Origin of the sequence: Chryseolinea lacunae (assembly GCF_016735595.1) — a bacterium.
GTDB lineage: Bacteria > Bacteroidota > Bacteroidia > Cytophagales > Cyclobacteriaceae > Chryseolinea > Chryseolinea lacunae.
On record NZ_JAERRB010000014.1, the window covers coordinates 1 to 17,006 of the forward strand.

18 protein-coding genes, 1 tRNA gene and 1 pseudogene are annotated in these 17,006 nt (G+C 48.5%); 14 read left to right on the forward strand and 6 right to left on the reverse strand.

Annotated elements, in window-relative coordinates:
• Positions 1-223 precede the first annotated feature (223 nt).
• On the reverse strand, positions 224-952 hold the full coding sequence (locus JI741_RS27535) for a hypothetical protein (protein ID WP_202015173.1): 729 nt from the start codon (positions 950-952) through the stop codon (positions 224-226).
• Positions 953-1,134: 182 nt separating this feature from the next.
• Between JI741_RS27535 and JI741_RS27540 the strand changes: the two genes are divergently transcribed.
• The gene (locus JI741_RS27540; protein ID WP_202015175.1) at positions 1,135-1,320 is read left to right on the forward strand and encodes a hypothetical protein; all 186 of its coding nucleotides are present in this window, start codon (positions 1,135-1,137) and stop codon (positions 1,318-1,320) included.
• A gap of 25 nt (positions 1,321-1,345) precedes the next feature.
• Positions 1,346-2,080: pseudogene (locus tag JI741_RS32670) on the forward strand (recombinase family protein); the annotation flags it as partial.
• 781 nt (positions 2,081-2,861) lie between these two features.
• On the opposite strand, the gene JI741_RS27550 reads toward JI741_RS32670, so the two are convergent.
• The 4 genes from JI741_RS27550 to JI741_RS27565 all read right to left on the reverse strand — a co-directional run bounded on the left by JI741_RS27550 (position 2,862) and on the right by JI741_RS27565 (position 5,102).
• Positions 2,862-2,935 (reverse strand) — tRNA-Pro (locus tag JI741_RS27550).
• A gap of 107 nt (positions 2,936-3,042) precedes the next feature.
• Positions 3,043-3,726 (reverse strand): SIMPL domain-containing protein, encoded by a 684-nt coding sequence (locus JI741_RS27555; protein WP_202015177.1) that lies wholly within the window; start codon positions 3,724-3,726, stop codon positions 3,043-3,045.
• A gap of 166 nt (positions 3,727-3,892) precedes the next feature.
• On the reverse strand, positions 3,893-4,489 hold the full coding sequence (locus JI741_RS27560) for a carboxymuconolactone decarboxylase family protein (protein WP_202015179.1): 597 nt from the start codon (positions 4,487-4,489) through the stop codon (positions 3,893-3,895).
• 55 nt (positions 4,490-4,544) lie between these two features.
• A complete protein-coding gene (locus tag JI741_RS27565; RefSeq protein WP_202015181.1) occupies positions 4,545-5,102 on the reverse strand; it encodes a peroxiredoxin in 558 nt (185 codons plus the stop codon).
• Between the two features lie 129 nt (positions 5,103-5,231).
• On the opposite strand from JI741_RS27565, the gene JI741_RS27570 reads away from it, so the two are divergent.
• The 9 genes from JI741_RS27570 to JI741_RS27610 all read left to right on the forward strand — a co-directional run bounded on the left by JI741_RS27570 (position 5,232) and on the right by JI741_RS27610 (position 12,190).
• The gene (locus tag JI741_RS27570; RefSeq protein ID WP_202015184.1) at positions 5,232-6,152 is read left to right on the forward strand and encodes a hydrogen peroxide-inducible genes activator; all 921 of its coding nucleotides are present in this window, start codon (positions 5,232-5,234) and stop codon (positions 6,150-6,152) included.
• 99 nt (positions 6,153-6,251) lie between these two features.
• Entirely contained in the window at positions 6,252-6,755 is a 504-nt protein-coding gene (locus JI741_RS27575; RefSeq protein ID WP_202015186.1) for a GbsR/MarR family transcriptional regulator, read from the forward strand.
• 60 nt (positions 6,756-6,815) lie between these two features.
• Entirely contained in the window at positions 6,816-7,187 is a 372-nt protein-coding gene (locus tag JI741_RS27580) for a hypothetical protein (RefSeq protein ID WP_202015188.1), read from the forward strand.
• Positions 7,188-7,198: 11 nt separating this feature from the next.
• Complete coding sequence (locus JI741_RS27585; RefSeq protein WP_202015190.1) at positions 7,199-8,005, forward strand: DCC1-like thiol-disulfide oxidoreductase family protein; 807 nt, start codon at positions 7,199-7,201, stop codon at positions 8,003-8,005.
• 10 nt (positions 8,006-8,015) lie between these two features.
• The gene (locus JI741_RS27590) at positions 8,016-8,930 is read left to right on the forward strand and encodes a TIGR01777 family oxidoreductase (protein WP_202015192.1); all 915 of its coding nucleotides are present in this window, start codon (positions 8,016-8,018) and stop codon (positions 8,928-8,930) included.
• Between the two features lie 170 nt (positions 8,931-9,100).
• Positions 9,101-9,658, forward strand: a complete 558-nt coding sequence (locus JI741_RS27595; protein WP_236676306.1) for an RNA polymerase sigma factor — start codon at positions 9,101-9,103, stop codon at positions 9,656-9,658.
• A gap of 32 nt (positions 9,659-9,690) precedes the next feature.
• Positions 9,691-10,467 (forward strand): HEAT repeat domain-containing protein, encoded by a 777-nt coding sequence (locus tag JI741_RS27600; RefSeq protein ID WP_202015193.1) that lies wholly within the window; start codon positions 9,691-9,693, stop codon positions 10,465-10,467.
• A 157-nt stretch (positions 10,468-10,624) separates the two neighbouring features.
• Positions 10,625-11,365 carry a DUF4097 family beta strand repeat-containing protein gene (locus JI741_RS27605; protein WP_202015195.1) on the forward strand — a complete coding sequence of 247 codons (741 nt, stop codon included), beginning with the start codon at positions 10,625-10,627 and terminating at the stop codon, positions 11,363-11,365.
• A 78-nt stretch (positions 11,366-11,443) separates the two neighbouring features.
• Positions 11,444-12,190 carry a hypothetical protein gene (locus JI741_RS27610; protein ID WP_202015197.1) on the forward strand — a complete coding sequence of 249 codons (747 nt, stop codon included), beginning with the start codon at positions 11,444-11,446 and terminating at the stop codon, positions 12,188-12,190.
• Between the two features lie 96 nt (positions 12,191-12,286).
• Here JI741_RS27610 and JI741_RS27615 read toward each other — a convergent pair whose 3' ends face one another.
• Positions 12,287-12,469, reverse strand: a complete 183-nt coding sequence (locus tag JI741_RS27615; protein WP_202015198.1) for a hypothetical protein — start codon at positions 12,467-12,469, stop codon at positions 12,287-12,289.
• Positions 12,470-12,911: 442 nt separating this feature from the next.
• Here JI741_RS27615 and JI741_RS27620 point away from each other — a divergent pair, with 442 nt between their 5' ends.
• From JI741_RS27620 to JI741_RS27630, 3 genes are all read left to right on the forward strand, one after another.
• Positions 12,912-13,517 carry a YceI family protein gene (locus JI741_RS27620; RefSeq protein WP_202015200.1) on the forward strand — a complete coding sequence of 202 codons (606 nt, stop codon included), beginning with the start codon at positions 12,912-12,914 and terminating at the stop codon, positions 13,515-13,517.
• Positions 13,518-13,776: 259 nt separating this feature from the next.
• Positions 13,777-15,216, forward strand: coding sequence for a phytoene desaturase family protein (locus JI741_RS27625; RefSeq protein ID WP_202015202.1), 1,440 nt, complete (start codon positions 13,777-13,779; stop codon positions 15,214-15,216).
• A gap of 59 nt (positions 15,217-15,275) precedes the next feature.
• Positions 15,276-16,535 carry a YeiH family protein gene (locus JI741_RS27630; RefSeq protein WP_202015204.1) on the forward strand — a complete coding sequence of 420 codons (1,260 nt, stop codon included), beginning with the start codon at positions 15,276-15,278 and terminating at the stop codon, positions 16,533-16,535.
• The last annotated feature ends 471 nt before the right edge of the window (positions 16,536-17,006 follow it).

The following is a 17,006-nucleotide window of genomic DNA, read 5'->3' on the forward strand; positions in this document are numbered from 1 at the left end:
CCTAATTTCGTTTTGATTAACTTAGATTCTGTTCTCATTTTTCTGACAGTTTAAAGGGTTTGACTTTAGATAGTTTGCACTTCTAAGTTAACCCAACTGTCAGATTAAGTCGGAACTACTACAACTTAACCAAAATCTAAGTCCACATTATGAATTAATTAACGACTGTAATGATTCAGTACTCTACAAGGATTAAGATTAAGTCTGACTGCTTCACCCAGAGCTAAGGAGGAGTTAAATTCATTTTCTTTCTCAGGTACGCGATCCATTTCTCAGTGTTTTCTTCAACTTCCTTCACAGATTGATGGGGAAATTTTTTCGAAACGTATTCAGAAAAACTAGTTCTCAACTTCGCATCTTCCCATTCCATAATCGACATACTTAACATTGGCCAAATCTTAGATTGCACCATAAATCCAAACAATGGCAAATAGGGAGGTGCATAATAAAACGAATTCTCTATCAATTCATCATACAGCTGTTTGTTGAGCGCCATCTTCATGTCTCGCACAACATCAAAAAATATTCTCAACTTTCCGCCTTCCCTGATTGCTGTCGCAAGCGCTGGCATTCCTTTATCCTGAAAAAATGTAAACAAGTAGTCACCAAATCCGGGCTCGGTAAGATCGCATAGATCCTGGCCATAAAATAAATACTCTTCTTTAAACCGTTCGAGAGAAAAATCTGATAGGGTCTTTTCTATCACAAAATCGATGAGCTCTTTTTCCTTTTCAATAATTTGATCGATGGTTGGGCCTTGTTTCTTTCCAGATGAAAAAACAACATATCGAGGTTTGGAAAATAACTCAAAATAATAGCTCTTAAAGAAAATAGTTTTTCGATCATAGGTTACATGCACGTATAGAGGATGCGTAAGTTTCCCATGAAAATGAACCTTCTTCAGTCTATCGTTCAGAAAAATCTTATAACTGACCTTGTAGGTTTTGCTCATCCGCTGTTATTTGACCTGGACTCAAAATATCAGTTTATTCAAATCAATCCAAAATAAATCATTTTGAATTATCATAGGGTAATTCAAAGAGCCATTTAAGCTAATTAGATACAAGTTTAGTTAAAAATATTTGTTATCAAAACAAAACTTTTTAACTTAGCGTTTAAACGGTACCCCTTGTCATGCGCAAGGCGGATGAAGGGTGCCAAATGGAGAAAATTACGCCAGAAAAAGTAGTACAAATGCTCAAAGCAAAGGGCATGGAAGTGTCCCTTGAAGAGGCTACTTCTATACTTAAGTTTCTCCAACTACTTGCTGATGCCGTGGTGTCTCAATATCTGGGCAGAGAATGCAAGGAGCATAAATGATTTATTAATCTAAAGTGTTGTGCGCATGAAAACAGCCGATCTTTATGTAAGGGTAAGCACAGATGAGCAAGCTGATAAGGGCTATTCACAGCGCAGCCAGGAAGAGCTACTGCGAAAGTACTGTGACATCAATAAAATTGCCATTGGCAAGGTCATTATGGAAGACCATTCCGCTAAGACCTTCAACCGTCCGGAATGGCAAAAATATCTCCTCGAACTCCGAAAGCACAAGCGACAAGTTGACGTTGTGTTATTTCTGAAATGGGACAGGTTTAGTCGCAATGCTGGTGATGCGTATCAGATGATCAACACGCTGCGCAAACTTGGCGTTGAACCTCAAGCCATCGAGCAACCCTTAGACCTTTCTATTCCAGAAAATAAAATGATGCTGGCGTTTTATCTGGCTGCGCCAGAAGTTGAGAATGACCGAAGAGCATTGAATGTAATACACGGTATGCGCAGGGCAAGGAAAGAAGGCCGCTACATGGGATTGGCACCCATCGGATACGTTAACCGTACAGACGAAACAGGTAAAAAGCTTATCGCTCCTATAGAGCCACAAGCAGGAATTATACGTTGGTCATTCGAGAAGATTGCGGAAGGGGTATTCAATACCGAGCAGGTCTATAAGCAGGCAAAAGAAAAAGGCTTCGAGGGCACTAAAAGTTTGTTCTGGTTTGCGATCCGCAACCCGGTGTATTGCGGGAAGATTTTCATTGCTAAATACAAGGATGAAGAAAGTCGTTTTGTTAAAGGTCAGCATGAATCAATTATTTCTGAATCTCTCTTTTACGATGTTCAGGATGTTTTAGACGGAAGGAAACGAGGACAATACAAACTCAAAATTGCTTCCAATGCTACACTTCCTTTACGTGGCTTTTTGATTTGTCCTCATTGCGGAAAGCTGTTAACGGGAAGTGCCTCTAAGGGAGCCAGAAAGTATTATTCATATTATCACTGCTTTGATGGTTGTACTTGTAGATTCAGGGCAGATGGAATAAATAATCTCTTTGTCTATGAGCTAAAGAAATACATACCGAAACCGGAAATGATAGACGTCTATAAATTAGTTTTAACAGAAGCATGGAACGGACAGTTCGGTTCTGTGCAGGACGATAGAACTAAGCTGCTGACGCAAAAAAAAGAGCTTGAGGGCAAGATTTCTTATATCAGGGACCTGCTTTCATCTCGACAGATCGATCCGGCAGATTTCAGGGAAATGAAGTCCGATTATAGCAATAAGTTAGAAAGGCTTGAGGCTAAGCTGAGCGCTTTCAACCACGAGCAGATAGACATTAAGCAACTTTTAGATAAGGGATTGGATAACCTTTTAAAACTTGATTACGCTTATGAAAGTGGTGACATAGAAAAGAAGCGGCTAATCATTAGTTCGATGTTCCCGGAAAAAATGACATTTGACGGATTCGTACTTCGAACAACCCGCATCAATGAGGCAGTACGCCTCATTTACACGTTGAACACGGATTTTGGGCAAAATAAAAACAGGACAAATAGAGCTAACTCTAATTTGTCCTGTCAAGTCGGGGTGACAGGATTCGAACCTACGACCTCTTCGTCCCGAACGAAGCGCGCTACCGGGCTGCGCTACACCCCGAATGATATTTTAAAATTAAGAATTCTTTGAAAATGGAAATACCCCCAAAATAAAAAAATGCAGGAATACTTTCCTGCATTTTTTTTAAGGCACTGAAGGCGAGAACCCTACTTTATCTCGAATTGCGCCACAATCTGCGCCTTCAGTTTTATCTTCTTGAACCCGATTTCAGGCTCACCGGAATTGCCGGCCAGGTCGCCTCCTTTGAACATCGCATTTGCATACACGGGCTGAACGGGCTCATTATCCCAATCGCGCACCATGAGCGGCTTGCCCGCCTCGGCGCCGATGGATTTCAAAAGTGTTTGGGCTTTGGCCTGGGCGGCTTGTAACGCTTTCACTTTCAGGTCGATTTTGTATTTCTCGATGTCGGTGTGGCTCACGCGGGTGAGGTCGAGTTGTTCCACTTTCACGGGCTCGAGTTTCACCAGGAATTTTTCCAGTTCGGCGGCGCTGGTCAACTTCAGCTCGTAGGACTTTTCGCGGAACGCATCTTTTTCTTTGCGGCCCAGTTTGCCGAGTTGTGAGCCGGCATCGGCCAGCGTAAGATTTTTGCGGTCAACGCCGGCGGCCTTCAGGGCTGCCATAAAATCCTGGTCGAGTTTTTCGAGTTGCACTTTGTTACGGTTCTCTTCGAATTCGCGCAGGCGGATGAACAGGAAGATTTCGTTTGGTTCAATTTCCAATTGTGCCGAGCCGGGCACTTCAATAAAATGTTCGCCTTTAAAAACATCCTGGCCAAAGGTGGTGGCGACAGAGAACAGAAAAATAAAAAAAATCGGGAATCGCATAGTTGTATTTGTTTGATGGATTAGACACAAAACCCTTGCCTAAAGTGGTAACGCAAACTCAAAAATGATGGACAACTGCGGTAATGCGCTGATCTACAGAAACAATAAAAAAATAAAAAGGCCGATGTCACGCGACACCGGCCTTCTCTTAACAAACTAAAACTCCTTAATAAATAATCTTGCTCACACTGGTGATAACAGACGCGAGACGCACGGCTTCAAAAATCCGTTCTTCTTTGCTGCCCAGCTCAATGAGCGAAGCCTCATGCGACTTCACACACAGCTCGCAGCCGTTCACCGCGCTCACGGCCAGGCTCATCAGCTCAAAGAATTCTTTGCCGCCTACAGGTCTGCCCATGATGTTCATCTTGATGCGTGCAGGGATCTCGTTGTATTTTTCCTTGTTCACAAAATGACGGAACCGGTAAAACACATTGTTTGCGCTCAGCAGCGAGGAGCAACCTACCGCTTCGGCAATTTCTTCGGCCGACGCCCCTTCTTCCTGGGCGTTGGCGGCGAAAAAGGTGCGCAAAACGGGGTTCCCGGCATTCACTGCCAACGCCACCCCAAGCACTGCAATCTCTTTCTTGGTGAGAAACTCGCTTTCGAAAGAGTTCTTGAAATTGATTTTCAGGTCGGCCAGGTAGCGCGACTTGCCATTTTCCAGCAGGTCGAGCGATTGGGTTTCGTATCCCTTGTCGAGTTTCAGAAAGTCGAGGAATTCCTGCGTGCTTTCCGAATACGTCGTTGTTGTTGATTCCATGATTTGTTTTGCTTATTGAACTGAAATAGATTCCAGAGACGCGAGGGGAATTGTACTACACCTTCAGCGTTTCTTTTCCTTTTTCCCAGTTGCAAGGGCAAAGCTCGTCGGTTTGAAGCGCATCGAGCACGCGGATCACTTCTTTCACATTGCGGCCCACGTTCAGGTCATACACACTCACCCAACGCACGATGCCCTGAGGATCGATGATGAAGGTGGCACGGTATGCGATTTTCTCTGTAGGCTCCAGGATGCCAAGGTCTTCAGCCAACGACTTCGAGGTGTCGGCCAGCATGGGGAACTTCAGGTCTCTCAGGTCGTCGTGATTTTTTCTCCAGGCCAGGTGAACAAATTCAGAATCGGTCGAAGCGCCGATGAGGTTGGCACTGCGGTCGCGGAACTCGCCATAGCTTTTGTTAAATTCTGCAATTTCGGTAGGGCACACAAACGTGAAATCCTTGGGCCACCAGAAAAGCACGGTCCAGCGTCCTTCGTCGTTGATGAGGTCTTCCGAAGAGATGTCAAAAAATTCTTTTCCTTTTTCGAGCGATACAACAGCCGACTTTTTGAAAGCGGGGAACGGTTGTCCAATAGATAAGATGCCTTTTGTCATGAGGTTAGAAAATTTTTTAGTGATTGATTCTGACAAAAATAAGATGAATTGAGTTATAAATTTTATCGATATTTACTATTCGGATATATATGTGGTCTATTACAACGTTTTAAATACACGCGCAATCGTATGAACCTCCAACAACTCGAATATATTGTCGCCCTCGACATCCATCGAAACCACGCCAAGGCTGCTGAACATTGTCATGTGACCCAACCCACGCTCAGCATGATGGTGAAAAAACTCGAAGACGAACTCGACGTCAGGATCTTCGACAAGGGGCAGCCCCTCAAGCCCACACCCGCCGGCGAAATGATTGTGTCGCGGTCGCGGCAAATCCTTCAGGACATAAAAAACCTGAAGGAATTTATTCGCAACGAAAAAGATTCTATCGAGGGTGAATTCAGGTTGGGTGTTATTCCCACGCTGGCGCCCTACCTGTTGCCACGTTTCCTCAACGGCTTCCTGGAAAAAAATCCGGGCACATCGTTCACCGTCATGGAGTTGCAAACCCAGGAAATTATCCGCCTGCTCAAAACCAACCGCCTCGACATCGCCATCCTCGTTACACCCATCGACGACCGCGAGATACGCGAGGTGCCCGTGTTTTATGAGCCCATTCTTCTCTACACCTCCGAAGGTCTCAAATACTATCAGCAGGACAAGGTGAACCTGAAATCGCTCACCTACGACAACCTGCTGATGCTGGAAGAGGGACATTGTTTCCGCGGCCAGGTAGAGAACCTGTGTTCGGCCAAGGGCAAAAAGGTGCATCACCAACTCAACTACCAGAGCGGTTCGTTCGAAACGCTGAAGGCCATGGTAGACAACAACTACGGCTACACGCTCATTCCCGAACTGTCGGTGAATGTGAAAAGCAAACATGTGAAACACTTCATGTCGCCCGAGCCGGTGCGCGAGGTAAGCCTGGCTGTGCACCACGGGTTTGTGAAAGAAATGCTGTTGTCGAAACTGCGCGACGCCATCCTCAAATCCATCCCCGCGCACTTCAAGAAAAACGAAAAATACGTTCGCGTCCGCTGGAACTGATGCGCTAATGGCTTGATTTTGAGGATTCTGATATTCGTGATTTTAACGAACTTTCAATAAGTATTGAAAGTTTCAAAACTTTTAATACATTTGATCCGTATGAAATACAAGGAAGCCAAGGAAGAGTTGATACAGGCCTGGGGAAACCTGGGGTACAGCTGGGGTCTGAACAAAACCATGGCCCAGATTCACGCCTTGCTCATGATTTCCACCAAGCCCCTCTCCACGGAAGACATCATGGAAGACCTGAACATTTCGCGCGGCAACGCCAACATGAACATCCGCGCGCTGCTCGACTGGCGCATCATCTACCGCATCTCGGTGCCCGGCGACCGGAAGGAATATTTTAAGTCTGAGAAAGACATTTGGGCGCTGGCCCGCCAGGTGGCGAAGGAGCGGAGAAAGCGCGAACTGGAACCTATCCTGAAAGTGCTCAAATCGGTGAACGAAGTGCAAGCCGATGGCACAGACGAAACAAAAGAACTGAAGAAAGTAGTGAAAGACCTGAAAAACTTTGCCGAAAAATCAGACAACCTGCTGGAAGCCTTCGAAAAATCGGAGGAGAACTGGTTCTGGAGCACGGTGGTGAAAATGTTCAAGTGAGAGCATTTTTTTTACCTTGAATTTTCAATATTTTCTGAAAATACAAAATATATAAACATTATGAAATACGTCGACCTCGCCATCCAAACCCTGCTTTTTCTCGCCGCCGCCGGGGTAGTGATCACGCATTTTGGAGCGCCAGATTGGGAGATGGGCATTTTGTTGGTACAGATCCTGCTGGGGCCGTGGCAATTGCTCGGTTCCCTGGCAGCTGTTCTTTTGCGCACCCGCCAACATGAATTGAAAGTGCCGCACCTGGCCATTTCGTGGATATACATCTTTGTGCTTTTGGTGGTTAGTCGCGATCACGTGTCTGTGATGCTGGTCACCGTTCCGGCCTGGCTGCTGGCGGCCTATTATTATGTGGTCACCTGGAAAGTGGCGCTCCATCGCAAACACGATGGCAAATTTCTTCCTCATCTCAGTTTCTAATGGCATTGCATATGAAAACCCTGAAGAACCACATCATCCTCTACGACGACGAATGTCCCATGTGCGATTTATATACTCGCCAGTTTGTGCGCACCGGCATGCTCGACCAAAACGGCCGCGCACCCTACGCGCAGGCCGACGCGCTCCACCTGGCGTTGGATAAAGAACGGGCACGCAACGAGATTGCTATGGTCGACACCGAGAGTGGCGAGGTCGTTTATGGCATCAACAGCTTTTTCAAAATCCTGATCAACCGTTTCCCTGCGCTGGAATTTTTGTTCCGGTGGAAAATATTTCAATGGCTGGCGGCACGCGTCTATGCTTTCATATCCTACAACCGGAAGGTGATCGTTCCTTCCACACGACCTCAAGCCCTTTGCACGCCCGATTTTAAACTCACCTATCGCATTGCCTACATCGTCTTTACGTGGCTGTTCACATCCGTCATACTCAACGCCTACACGCAGCACCTCGCGCCACTTGTTGCCCCCAGCAACCTCACACGCGAACTTGCGGTGTGTGGTGGACAAATTCTGTTTCAGGGTTTTGTTGTAGCGTTGCTCTACAAAGATCGGGTGGTTGAATACCTGGGCAACATGATGACGGTTTCTTTTATAGGCGCATTGCTGTTGCTGCCCGGGCTCTTGTTCACCCAAGCCGGCGAAGTTTCGGCCTGGGCACACACGGCGTGGTTTATGATGGTGGTAACGATCATGTTTCTGGAACACTGGCGTCGCGTGAAACTTTTGCGCTTGCCGGCAAACATTTCCATGAGCTGGGTTTTCTACCGCGTTCTGGTGTTGAGTATCATTCTTTAATCTAAGAGTTATGAATAAAGTAATTCTGGCCGGTGGAAGTGGATTTCTTGGTTCCGTGTTGGCCCGCTATTTTGCCACACGCGCCAAACACGTGGTGATTTTTAGTCGCAAGCCCCAGCCCGCCGTGGGCAACATCAACACGGTGCAGTGGGATGCGAAACAATTGAACAACACCTGGGTGCGCGAACTGGAAGGCGCCGATCTGCTCATTAACCTCACGGGCAAAAATGTGAACTGCCGCTACACGGAGGCGAACAAAAAAGAAATTCTAGAATCACGACTCGATTCCACGAATGTGCTGGGCCTTGCCCTGCAGCAGCTACAACAACCTCCCCGCGTGTGGATACAAAGTGCGTCCGCAACATACTATCGCCACGCCGAAGACCGTCCCATGGACGAGACCACGGGCGAAGCCGGCGAAGGATTTTCGGTGGATGTTTGCAAGGCATGGGAAAAAACATTTGCCGACCAGATCGCACCGCGCACACGAAAAGTGCTGCTTCGCGTTGGCATTGTGTTGGGCATGGGCGACGGCGCATTTCCCCGCATGCTGAACCTGGTGCGTGCAGGGTTAGGAGGGCGTCAGGGCGATGGCCATCAGCTCATCAGCTGGATTCATGAAAAGGATGTCGCGCAAATCATGCACTGGCTCTATCAACACGAAACGCTCGACGGCATGTTCAACGTCACGGCGCCACAACCGGTCACGAACGCGGTGTTTATGGACACCCTTCGCCGGATTTGCAAAATGCCATTTGGTCTTCCTTCTCCCGGTTGGTTGCTGAAACTTGGCGCGGGGGTTATCGGCACGGAAACCGAACTGATCTTGAAGAGCCGCTGGGTAATTCCGAAACGCTTGCAGCAGGAAGGCTATATGTTTGCTTTCCCTACGCTTGAAGGGGCATTGAAGGATATTGTAGGATGATTGGCCAGGCCCGGGTTTGAAAATCGATGAAAGGGTGATGCAAAGGCCTTAGGGGCCACCGCGAAGAGAAAGAAAGCCGTTCCGACCAATCGGGGCGGCTTTTATATTTGTTTGAAAATCTGTAAATCTTGTTGTAACCATTCGTATGCCTCCCGGTAACTAACACGAAATTGACAAAACGCATAGAGTTGATGACAGACGAAACCATCATGGAGGCCGTGAAAAGCGGGGATCTTCAACAGGCATCTATGCTGTTTGAGCGCTATCACAAGCGCATCTTCAATTTCCTGGCGCGGCTGGCCATGGACCGCGCGCTGGCCGAAGATCTGACACAAAATGTTTTTTTGAGGATCATCAAATACCGGAACAGCTATCGCGAAGGCGCGCGCTTCCAGTCGTGGATCTATCAGGTGGCCCGCAACGTGTTTTCGGATCACTATCAGGCACACAAAAACAAGTATTCGGATTTTGTAGACGTAGACAAATTGAGAGACAACATGGCCGAAGCAGAAGACGAACAATGGGACGAGAAGGAGAAACTACTGCACCGTTCGATGGCACTGCTCGCAGACGAACAACGCGAGCTGCTGATTTTGACGCGCTTTCAACACATGAAATATGAAGAGGTGGCGCAGGTGATGAACACCACCGTGGCAAACATAAAAGTGAAAGTGCACCGCGCCATTGCCAAGCTGCGCGAACACTATTTTGAATTGGAAAAGAATTGATTACTGAATTGCCTTTGGGCGAACGACTAGATATGGAAAAGGAAAAACTGGAAAGCCTGATCATCGACTTCATCGACGGAAAACTTTTGGAAGACGAGCGGAAGATTGTTGAGCAGGAATTGATGCGAAATCCGGCCGCTTATAAATTATACGAAGAGTTGAAGGAGGTGATGCAGGCCATGCACACGGCATCGCGCCTCGAACCTTCGGCCAACCTGAAGCTGCAGTTCGACAAGATGCTGGCCGAGGAAATGCAACAACAAAAGCCGGCAAAGACCATCTTCTTTCAACCGGTGTTCTATCGCGTGGCGGCGGCCGTGTTGTTGCTGGTGTTGGGAGGCGGTGTAGGTTTTTGGATAAGCAGGCAGCAACAACAAGCCGAAGAGCTGAGGGCCATGAAAGAGGAGATGGAAAAGACCAAACAAATGATGATGGGCATGCTCGACAACCAGGAGTCGGCAAGCCAACGCCTCATGGGCGCTAACGTGGCCTACAAAACCATCGTGAAAGCCGACGACGAAATTGTGAACGCACTGGTTAACACCATGAACGAAGACCCGAACACCAACGTGCGCATGGCAGCCCTGGAAGCGCTGTCGAAATTTCACAGTCAACCCCACGTGCGCAAAGCGCTCATTGCATCGCTGCGCACACAAAAAGATCCCCTTGTGCAAATCGCCCTCATCCACCTCATGATCGACATGAAAGAGAAGGGCATCACCGAAGAGCTGAAACGCATCACCACCGACGACGAAGCATTGCCCGCCGTGAAGGATGAAGCCCATGTGGGTTTGCTGAAGCTCTCTTAAGACGAAAAAAAGTGAAAGCATAATAGTGAAATCAAGCTACGTATACGTAACCACACACCCACACGAGAACTATTACACGAGTAGCCTTTGAATAAACAGGTTTAACAAAAACGAAAACAGATCGACAATGAGACGAATAATGACAACAATTACCCTCATGACATTAAGCATAGGGTTTATGCAGGCGCAGGAATACAAAGTAGCCAAAAGCAGCGGCCGCCTCGAAATCAGGGAAGTGAACCATGTGGTGGTGGAGGGCTATTCCGGAAACGAAATTGTGTTTACTTCCCGCAGTGGCAAACGCGACGACGACGAACGTGCCAAAGGCCTCCGCTCCGTTAGCGCCAACGGTTTGGAAGACAACACCAACCTCGGCCTCTCGGTGGTAGATAAAGGCAACGTGATTGAAGTGCAACAACTGAAACGCATGGACGGCCCCGAAATCACCATCAAAGTTCCCAAGGGCGTGACTGTGTCATACTCGCACACCTCGCCGCACGGCGACGAAATTGAATTCAAAAATGTGGAAGGCGAAATCGAAGTGTCGACTATGCACAATGGCGTGCAGCTCACCAACGTGACCGGGCCGCTCACCATCAAAACGGTGCATGGCGACATTGAGGGAACATTGAATGCCAGCGTGAAAGCGCCCATCTCCATCGTGTCGGTGCACGGCCATGTGGACATTGCGCTGCCCACGACGGTGAAGGCTTCGGTGAAATTGGGTACGGTATACGGCGAGATCTTTGTGGACCCTGAGTTCAAGATGGACCTCGAGCGCACCGAAAACAACATGGTGAAATTCAGCAGCGACACCGTGACCGGCAAAATCAACGGCGGCGGACTCGACATCAACCTGTCGTCTACGCACAACAACGTTTACCTCCGCAAGAAATAAACTTCAGCGCAGTACTCTTCAACATCACTTGTCGCAAGATGGGGTGGGAGAGTATTGCCCTGCTAAAATCCAAAAGCCATGAACAAAAATATACTTGGGATCCTCGCCGCACTGCTGCTGCCCCTGCCAGACTATGCGCAAACCGTGGTGAACAAAACCGTGGAAGCAAAACCCGGACAACACGTGGTGATGCACTTCGACTACCCGGAACTGGTGCGCGTGAGCACCTGGGATAAAAACGAAATCAGCATTCAGAGCGCCGTGAGCATCAACAACGGCGAGAACGACGACGCCTTCGAAATCTTCACATCCGTGTCGGGCAACGCCATCTCCATCAGAAACGAAATCAAAAACATGGACAAGCTGCCGCGGCGCATCACCATTGTGGATGGGGCGCAGAAAATTGTGTTCAAAGACAAGGAAGAGCTTCGAAAGTATCAGCAGGAAAAAGGTTCTGCAAACTACGACCGCATGTCCTATGGACTGGAGATGAAAATAAAGATCGAAGTGAAAGTGCCGCGCAACTTCGAAACACGGGTAGAGAGTGTTTATGGGATGGTGGAGGTGAAAGACTTCACCGGGCCATTAACCATCGATGCAACCTATGGCGGTGTGGATGCTGCACTGACCGAGCGCGCTGCCGGTGAAGTGGAAGCCGAAACAAACTACGGAGAGATCTATACAAACTTCGACGCAAAATTTGGATCGGGCGCGTTCAAGCAAGGCGATTTTCACACGCATGTGGTGGCCAAACCGGGAACGGGTCCGAAGTATAGCTTCGACTCAAAATATGGAAATGTGTATATTCGGAAATCGGTTCAATAAGAAAACAGCACACGTCATTTGGTCTCTGCGCGTTGACAGTGTTCAAAGCGCAGGGACTTTTTTCTTTTTCAACGTTTTCTGCATTCATCAAAAAAACTATTCGGCCTTGGCGTTGGTCTGCATCGCGATTTCTTTCGCGTTGTTTTCGGATTTGTCTTTTGTGGTTTTGCCAAGCGGCTCATCGGTCAGTTTGAACGCCAGCGAAACAACGGCCCATGCAGCGATAAAAATCAGTTTTCCAATGGTGCGAGACCTGGAATGGGAGCGTAGAATCTTCATGCGGATAAGAATTTGATAATCAAACTTAATAAATATCTACTAATCCTATAGATAATGTTGGTAAATAAATTTTTTATACTACTTTTGTCTCGTTGTCAGGCAAAAACATAACCTTTGCCACAGAGAAGAGAGATTCTCTGCCCCATATTTTTTCGGGTTGATTTCTGAAAGGGAGTTACCGGATGGAATGGCGGGAGATAAAGGACAGATATTGACGCTATGAAGACTGTGATTGAACTGAACACGATTTCGAAATTCCACCACACGGCACAAAGCCACGCGCAAAATGCCGCGAACAACACACGCTGCGCCACCGGCTGTTGTTGAACACCATCAATTTATTTTTTTAACGAACCGATCCGAACCTCCACCGCGTGAAGCCTGGCACGGAAATCGCGTTCCATTCAATTTTTAAAAACACTAAACTATAATTTACTAAAGAATGAAAACTCAAATGCTGAAATTCCTCGCCCTGATTGTTGTGGCTTCTGTGGCTGTTGCGTTCACGAACCGTGCGCCACAAACGTATAAAGTGAGTCCGAAAGAAAGTGCGTTGACGTGGACCGGCAAGAAAGTGACGGGCCAGCACAATGGCACCGTGGCCATTTCCGCCGGTTCGTTGACCTGGGATGGAAAAACACTGAAAGATGGCTCGTTCGATATTGACCTGTCGACCATCACAGTGACCGATATCACCGACGCCGATACCAATGCAAAACTGGTTGGCCATTTGAAAGGTGACGATTTCTTTGGCGTGGCAAAAACGCCAAAGGCCACATTCGTGATCACCTCGGTGACACCAAAAGACGGTAAGTACTGGGTGAAAGGAAAGCTCACCATCAAAGGCATCACAAACGATTCTGAATTCCCGGCAACGGTGAAAGCCGATGGCAAGAAATTGACCGCCGAAGCCAAGATCATTGTGGACCGCACGAAGTATGACATCAAATTCAGATCGACAAACTTCTTCGAAAACCTGGGCGACAAAGCCATCTCCAACGACTTTGAGTTGGATGTGAAACTGGTGGCCACTGTTGCCGGTGTATAAAATATTCTGGTTGTAGTTAGGGTAAAGGGATGAGGGGTTCTGTACGTTGGCTAGTCTGAATTTCCTCTCCCTTTCTTTTTCTCACCACAAAAGCACTCATTAACCTAGGTGAAAACTCTGGAGGAGGCAGATCAATTTTAGTTGGTTTGCCTCCAAAAGAGCAACGTTGTCAGCAAATGTTTTTGATCATCTCCACTCCCTTGCCATCCCCCTAACGAAGTCGTAACTTGCTTGCTACCCTAAAAGGAACGCGGTGAGTATGAATGATGCTGATGCTATAGTGGTGGGAAGCGGCCCCAACGGCCTGGCCGCAGCCATCACGTTGCAACAACAAGGCCTGTCGGTTTTGTTGCTGGAAGCCAAACCCACCGTTGGTGGTGGGCTGAGGTCGGCTGAGCTCACTTTGCCGGGCTATGTTCACGACGTGTGTTCGGCCATCCATCCCCTTGCTTTGGCGTCTCCCTTTTTTCGGACCTTGCCGTTGCACGACCATGGCCTTGCCTTTGTGCAACCCGCCCTGGCGCTGGCCCATCCGTTTGACAACGGCCGCGCTGTTGCACTCTACCCATCGCTGGCCGAAACGGCAAAGAACCTCGGCGCTGACGGCGAGGTGTTCCAAACCTTGCTGACATCCATGATTGAACGCTGGCCTGCGGTTGAAAATAATGTGTTGGGACCGTTGCGTTTTCCATCGCACCCTCTTGCACTGGCAAAGTTTGGATTGAAGGCGTTGCCGTCGGCTATGGCCATGGCGCGAAAATTTTCGACGGCCGAAGCAAAAGGATTGTGGGCGGGAATGGCGGCGCACAGCATGCTGCCGCTCGACAGCATGACCACGGCAGCCATTGGCTGGGTGTTGTGCATTGCAGCGTTTCGTGGCGGGTGGCCGGTGGCCAAAGGCGGGTCGCAGCAAATTGCCAATGCGCTCGCGTCGTATTTTGTTTCCATCGGCGGAAAAATTGAAACAAACACCGAAGTAAAATCCCTCAGTCAACTTCCGAATGCAAAGGCTGTGTTGCTGGACGTCACACCCCGCCAGGTGCTGGGCATCGCCGGCCACAAACTTTCGTCGCTCTACACGTGGCAGCTAAAGCGCTACCGCTATGGCATGGGTGTGTTTAAAGTAGACTGGGCGCTCGATGGTGCTGTGCCGTTTGCGGCCGACATCTGTCGCCAGGCCGGCACTTTGCACATAGGGAGTACGTTGGAAGAGATCCGGTTGTCGGAGGCCGCAGCCGCCGACGGACGATATGCGGAGCGGCCCTTTGTGTTGTTTGCCCAGCAGAGTGTGGCCGACCCAAGCCGGGCACCACAGGGCAAACATGTGGCGTGGGCCTATTGCCACACACCAAACGGGTCAACAGCCGATCGCACCGCCGTTATCGAGAAGCAGGTGGAGCGTTTTGCGCCGGGCTTTCGCGACCGCATCCTGGCGCGGCACACGTTGAACTCGGCACAGCTTGAGCAATACAATTTTAACTATGTGGGTGGCGACATCAACGGCGGTGTGCTCGACCTCGGGCAGCTCTTCACGCGGCCCGTGCTGCGGGCATCGCCCTATCGCACATCGTTGAAAGGTCTCTATATATGTTCTTCGGCCACGCCTCCCGGTGGTGGTGTTCACGGTCTTTGCGGCCACTATGCGGCGCGACGTGCGTTGAAGGATATCTTCGGCATTTCTGTAAAACCCCTGTTATAATTACTATATTTTTTATAACTCGGATTTCCATAACACAAATCGCTTAACCGAAAATCAACATGGCTGATACAAAAAAAGTGTTGCTTCACGAAGACTGGGCCGTAGTGGTGCTGGGGTTTGCCATCATCGCACTTTTTCTCCTGGGCCTTGTGGTGCCCGTGCCTTCCTTCTCGTGGAGCTCGGCCGAAGACCTGACGCAAAAGGTTTTCACCGCCGGAAATCTGATGAAGATCGGCGCGCAATTTATCGTGGTGTTTGTGTTTGCCACGGCCGGTGCCTGGCTCACCAACAAGCCGCTGAAATCGTCGCTGTTGGTTTTTCCGGTGGTGTTTCTGCTCACGGTCGTAGCGTTGATCATCGCGGGAAACAAGGGCGTGAAAGATCTGAACCTGGAAGCTGTTATTTTTAGTCTCACCATTGGGTTGATCATAGGGAATGTATTTAACCTTCCCGCCGGATTTCGCGAAGCCTTGTCCACAGAGTTGTTTGTGAAAATCGGGTTGGTATTGCTGGGCACGAGTGTGATCTTTTCCGATATATTAAAAGCGGGTGGACTTGGTCTTGTGCAGGCGTTGGTGGTGGTGCTCAGTGTGTGGTATTTCGCCTTCTGGCTTTGCAAAAAACTGAAGGTCGACGATGAATTGTCGATGATGATTTCGAGTGCCGTGTCCATCTGCGGTGTGTCGGCAGCCATTGCCACGGCGGGTGCGATAAAGGGCGACACAAAAAAACTTTCGTATGTCATTTCGCTGGTGTTGATCACCGCCATACCCATGATGATCGTTATGCCCTACATAGCCAAACACTATGGCTTTTCGGAAGAAGTGACGGGCGCGTGGCTGGGGGGCAGCATCGACACCACGGGTGCGGTGGTGGCTTCGGGCACGCTGGTGGGAGAGACGGCACTAAAAATCAGCACCATCGTTAAGTTCTCACAAAATGTTTTGTTGGGTCTCGCGGCGTTTGCCATCAGCATCTACTGGACCTATGCGGGCAAAGCCACACCGGATGCTGCAGAAAAACAAAAGCCCACATTGAACGTGATCTGGGAACGGTTTCCAAAATTTGTGATCGGGTTTGTAGCGGCCTCGTTGCTCTTTTCTTTTTTTCTGAGCGCCGAGAAAGTGAGCGCCGTGAAAGACGGTATGAAAAGCATTCAGACCCTTTGGTTTGTGCTGGCCTTTACGAGCATCGGCCTGGAAACAAAGTTTTCGGACCTCATCAATTCCAACACACAAAGACCGCTCTATGCCTTTTTGGGCGCGCAGCTGTTTAACATTCTGGTGACGTTGGTGCTGGCCTATGTGCTGTTTGGCTAAGCAAGTGGCCTTTCAGAAGTATTCTACACGAAAAAGACAGCTTTAAAAAAACAGCGCTAACCATGCGACTGAAAAAATAACATTAAATTAAAGTCTATAAAAACCATAGACTTAATTTGAATTAAGAAATTTTTATATCTTTACGCCAGAGTTCGGCAGCAAGCTTGCTGATCGGGCCGGATAAAAACTTTTAGATGCAACACTTTAACACGCACAACGCCATGCAGATGCCCACCTCCGTCTGCGCTATGCCTCGCGGGCATTTCTATTGTTGTTGCTGTTGAATGAATGAACGGCCCGTCATAAAATCAAAAAAAATCCCCTCATCATTCTCGAAGCACCCGCTTTAGCTGCGGCGCTGCGGTAGTGATGCATGGAATAAAGGCAAAATTGAAATTCATACACTAAAGAAAATGGCTGTCGGATGCACCTGCTTGAGAGGCTTATTGGTGGTAGGTCTGTTAAGAATAG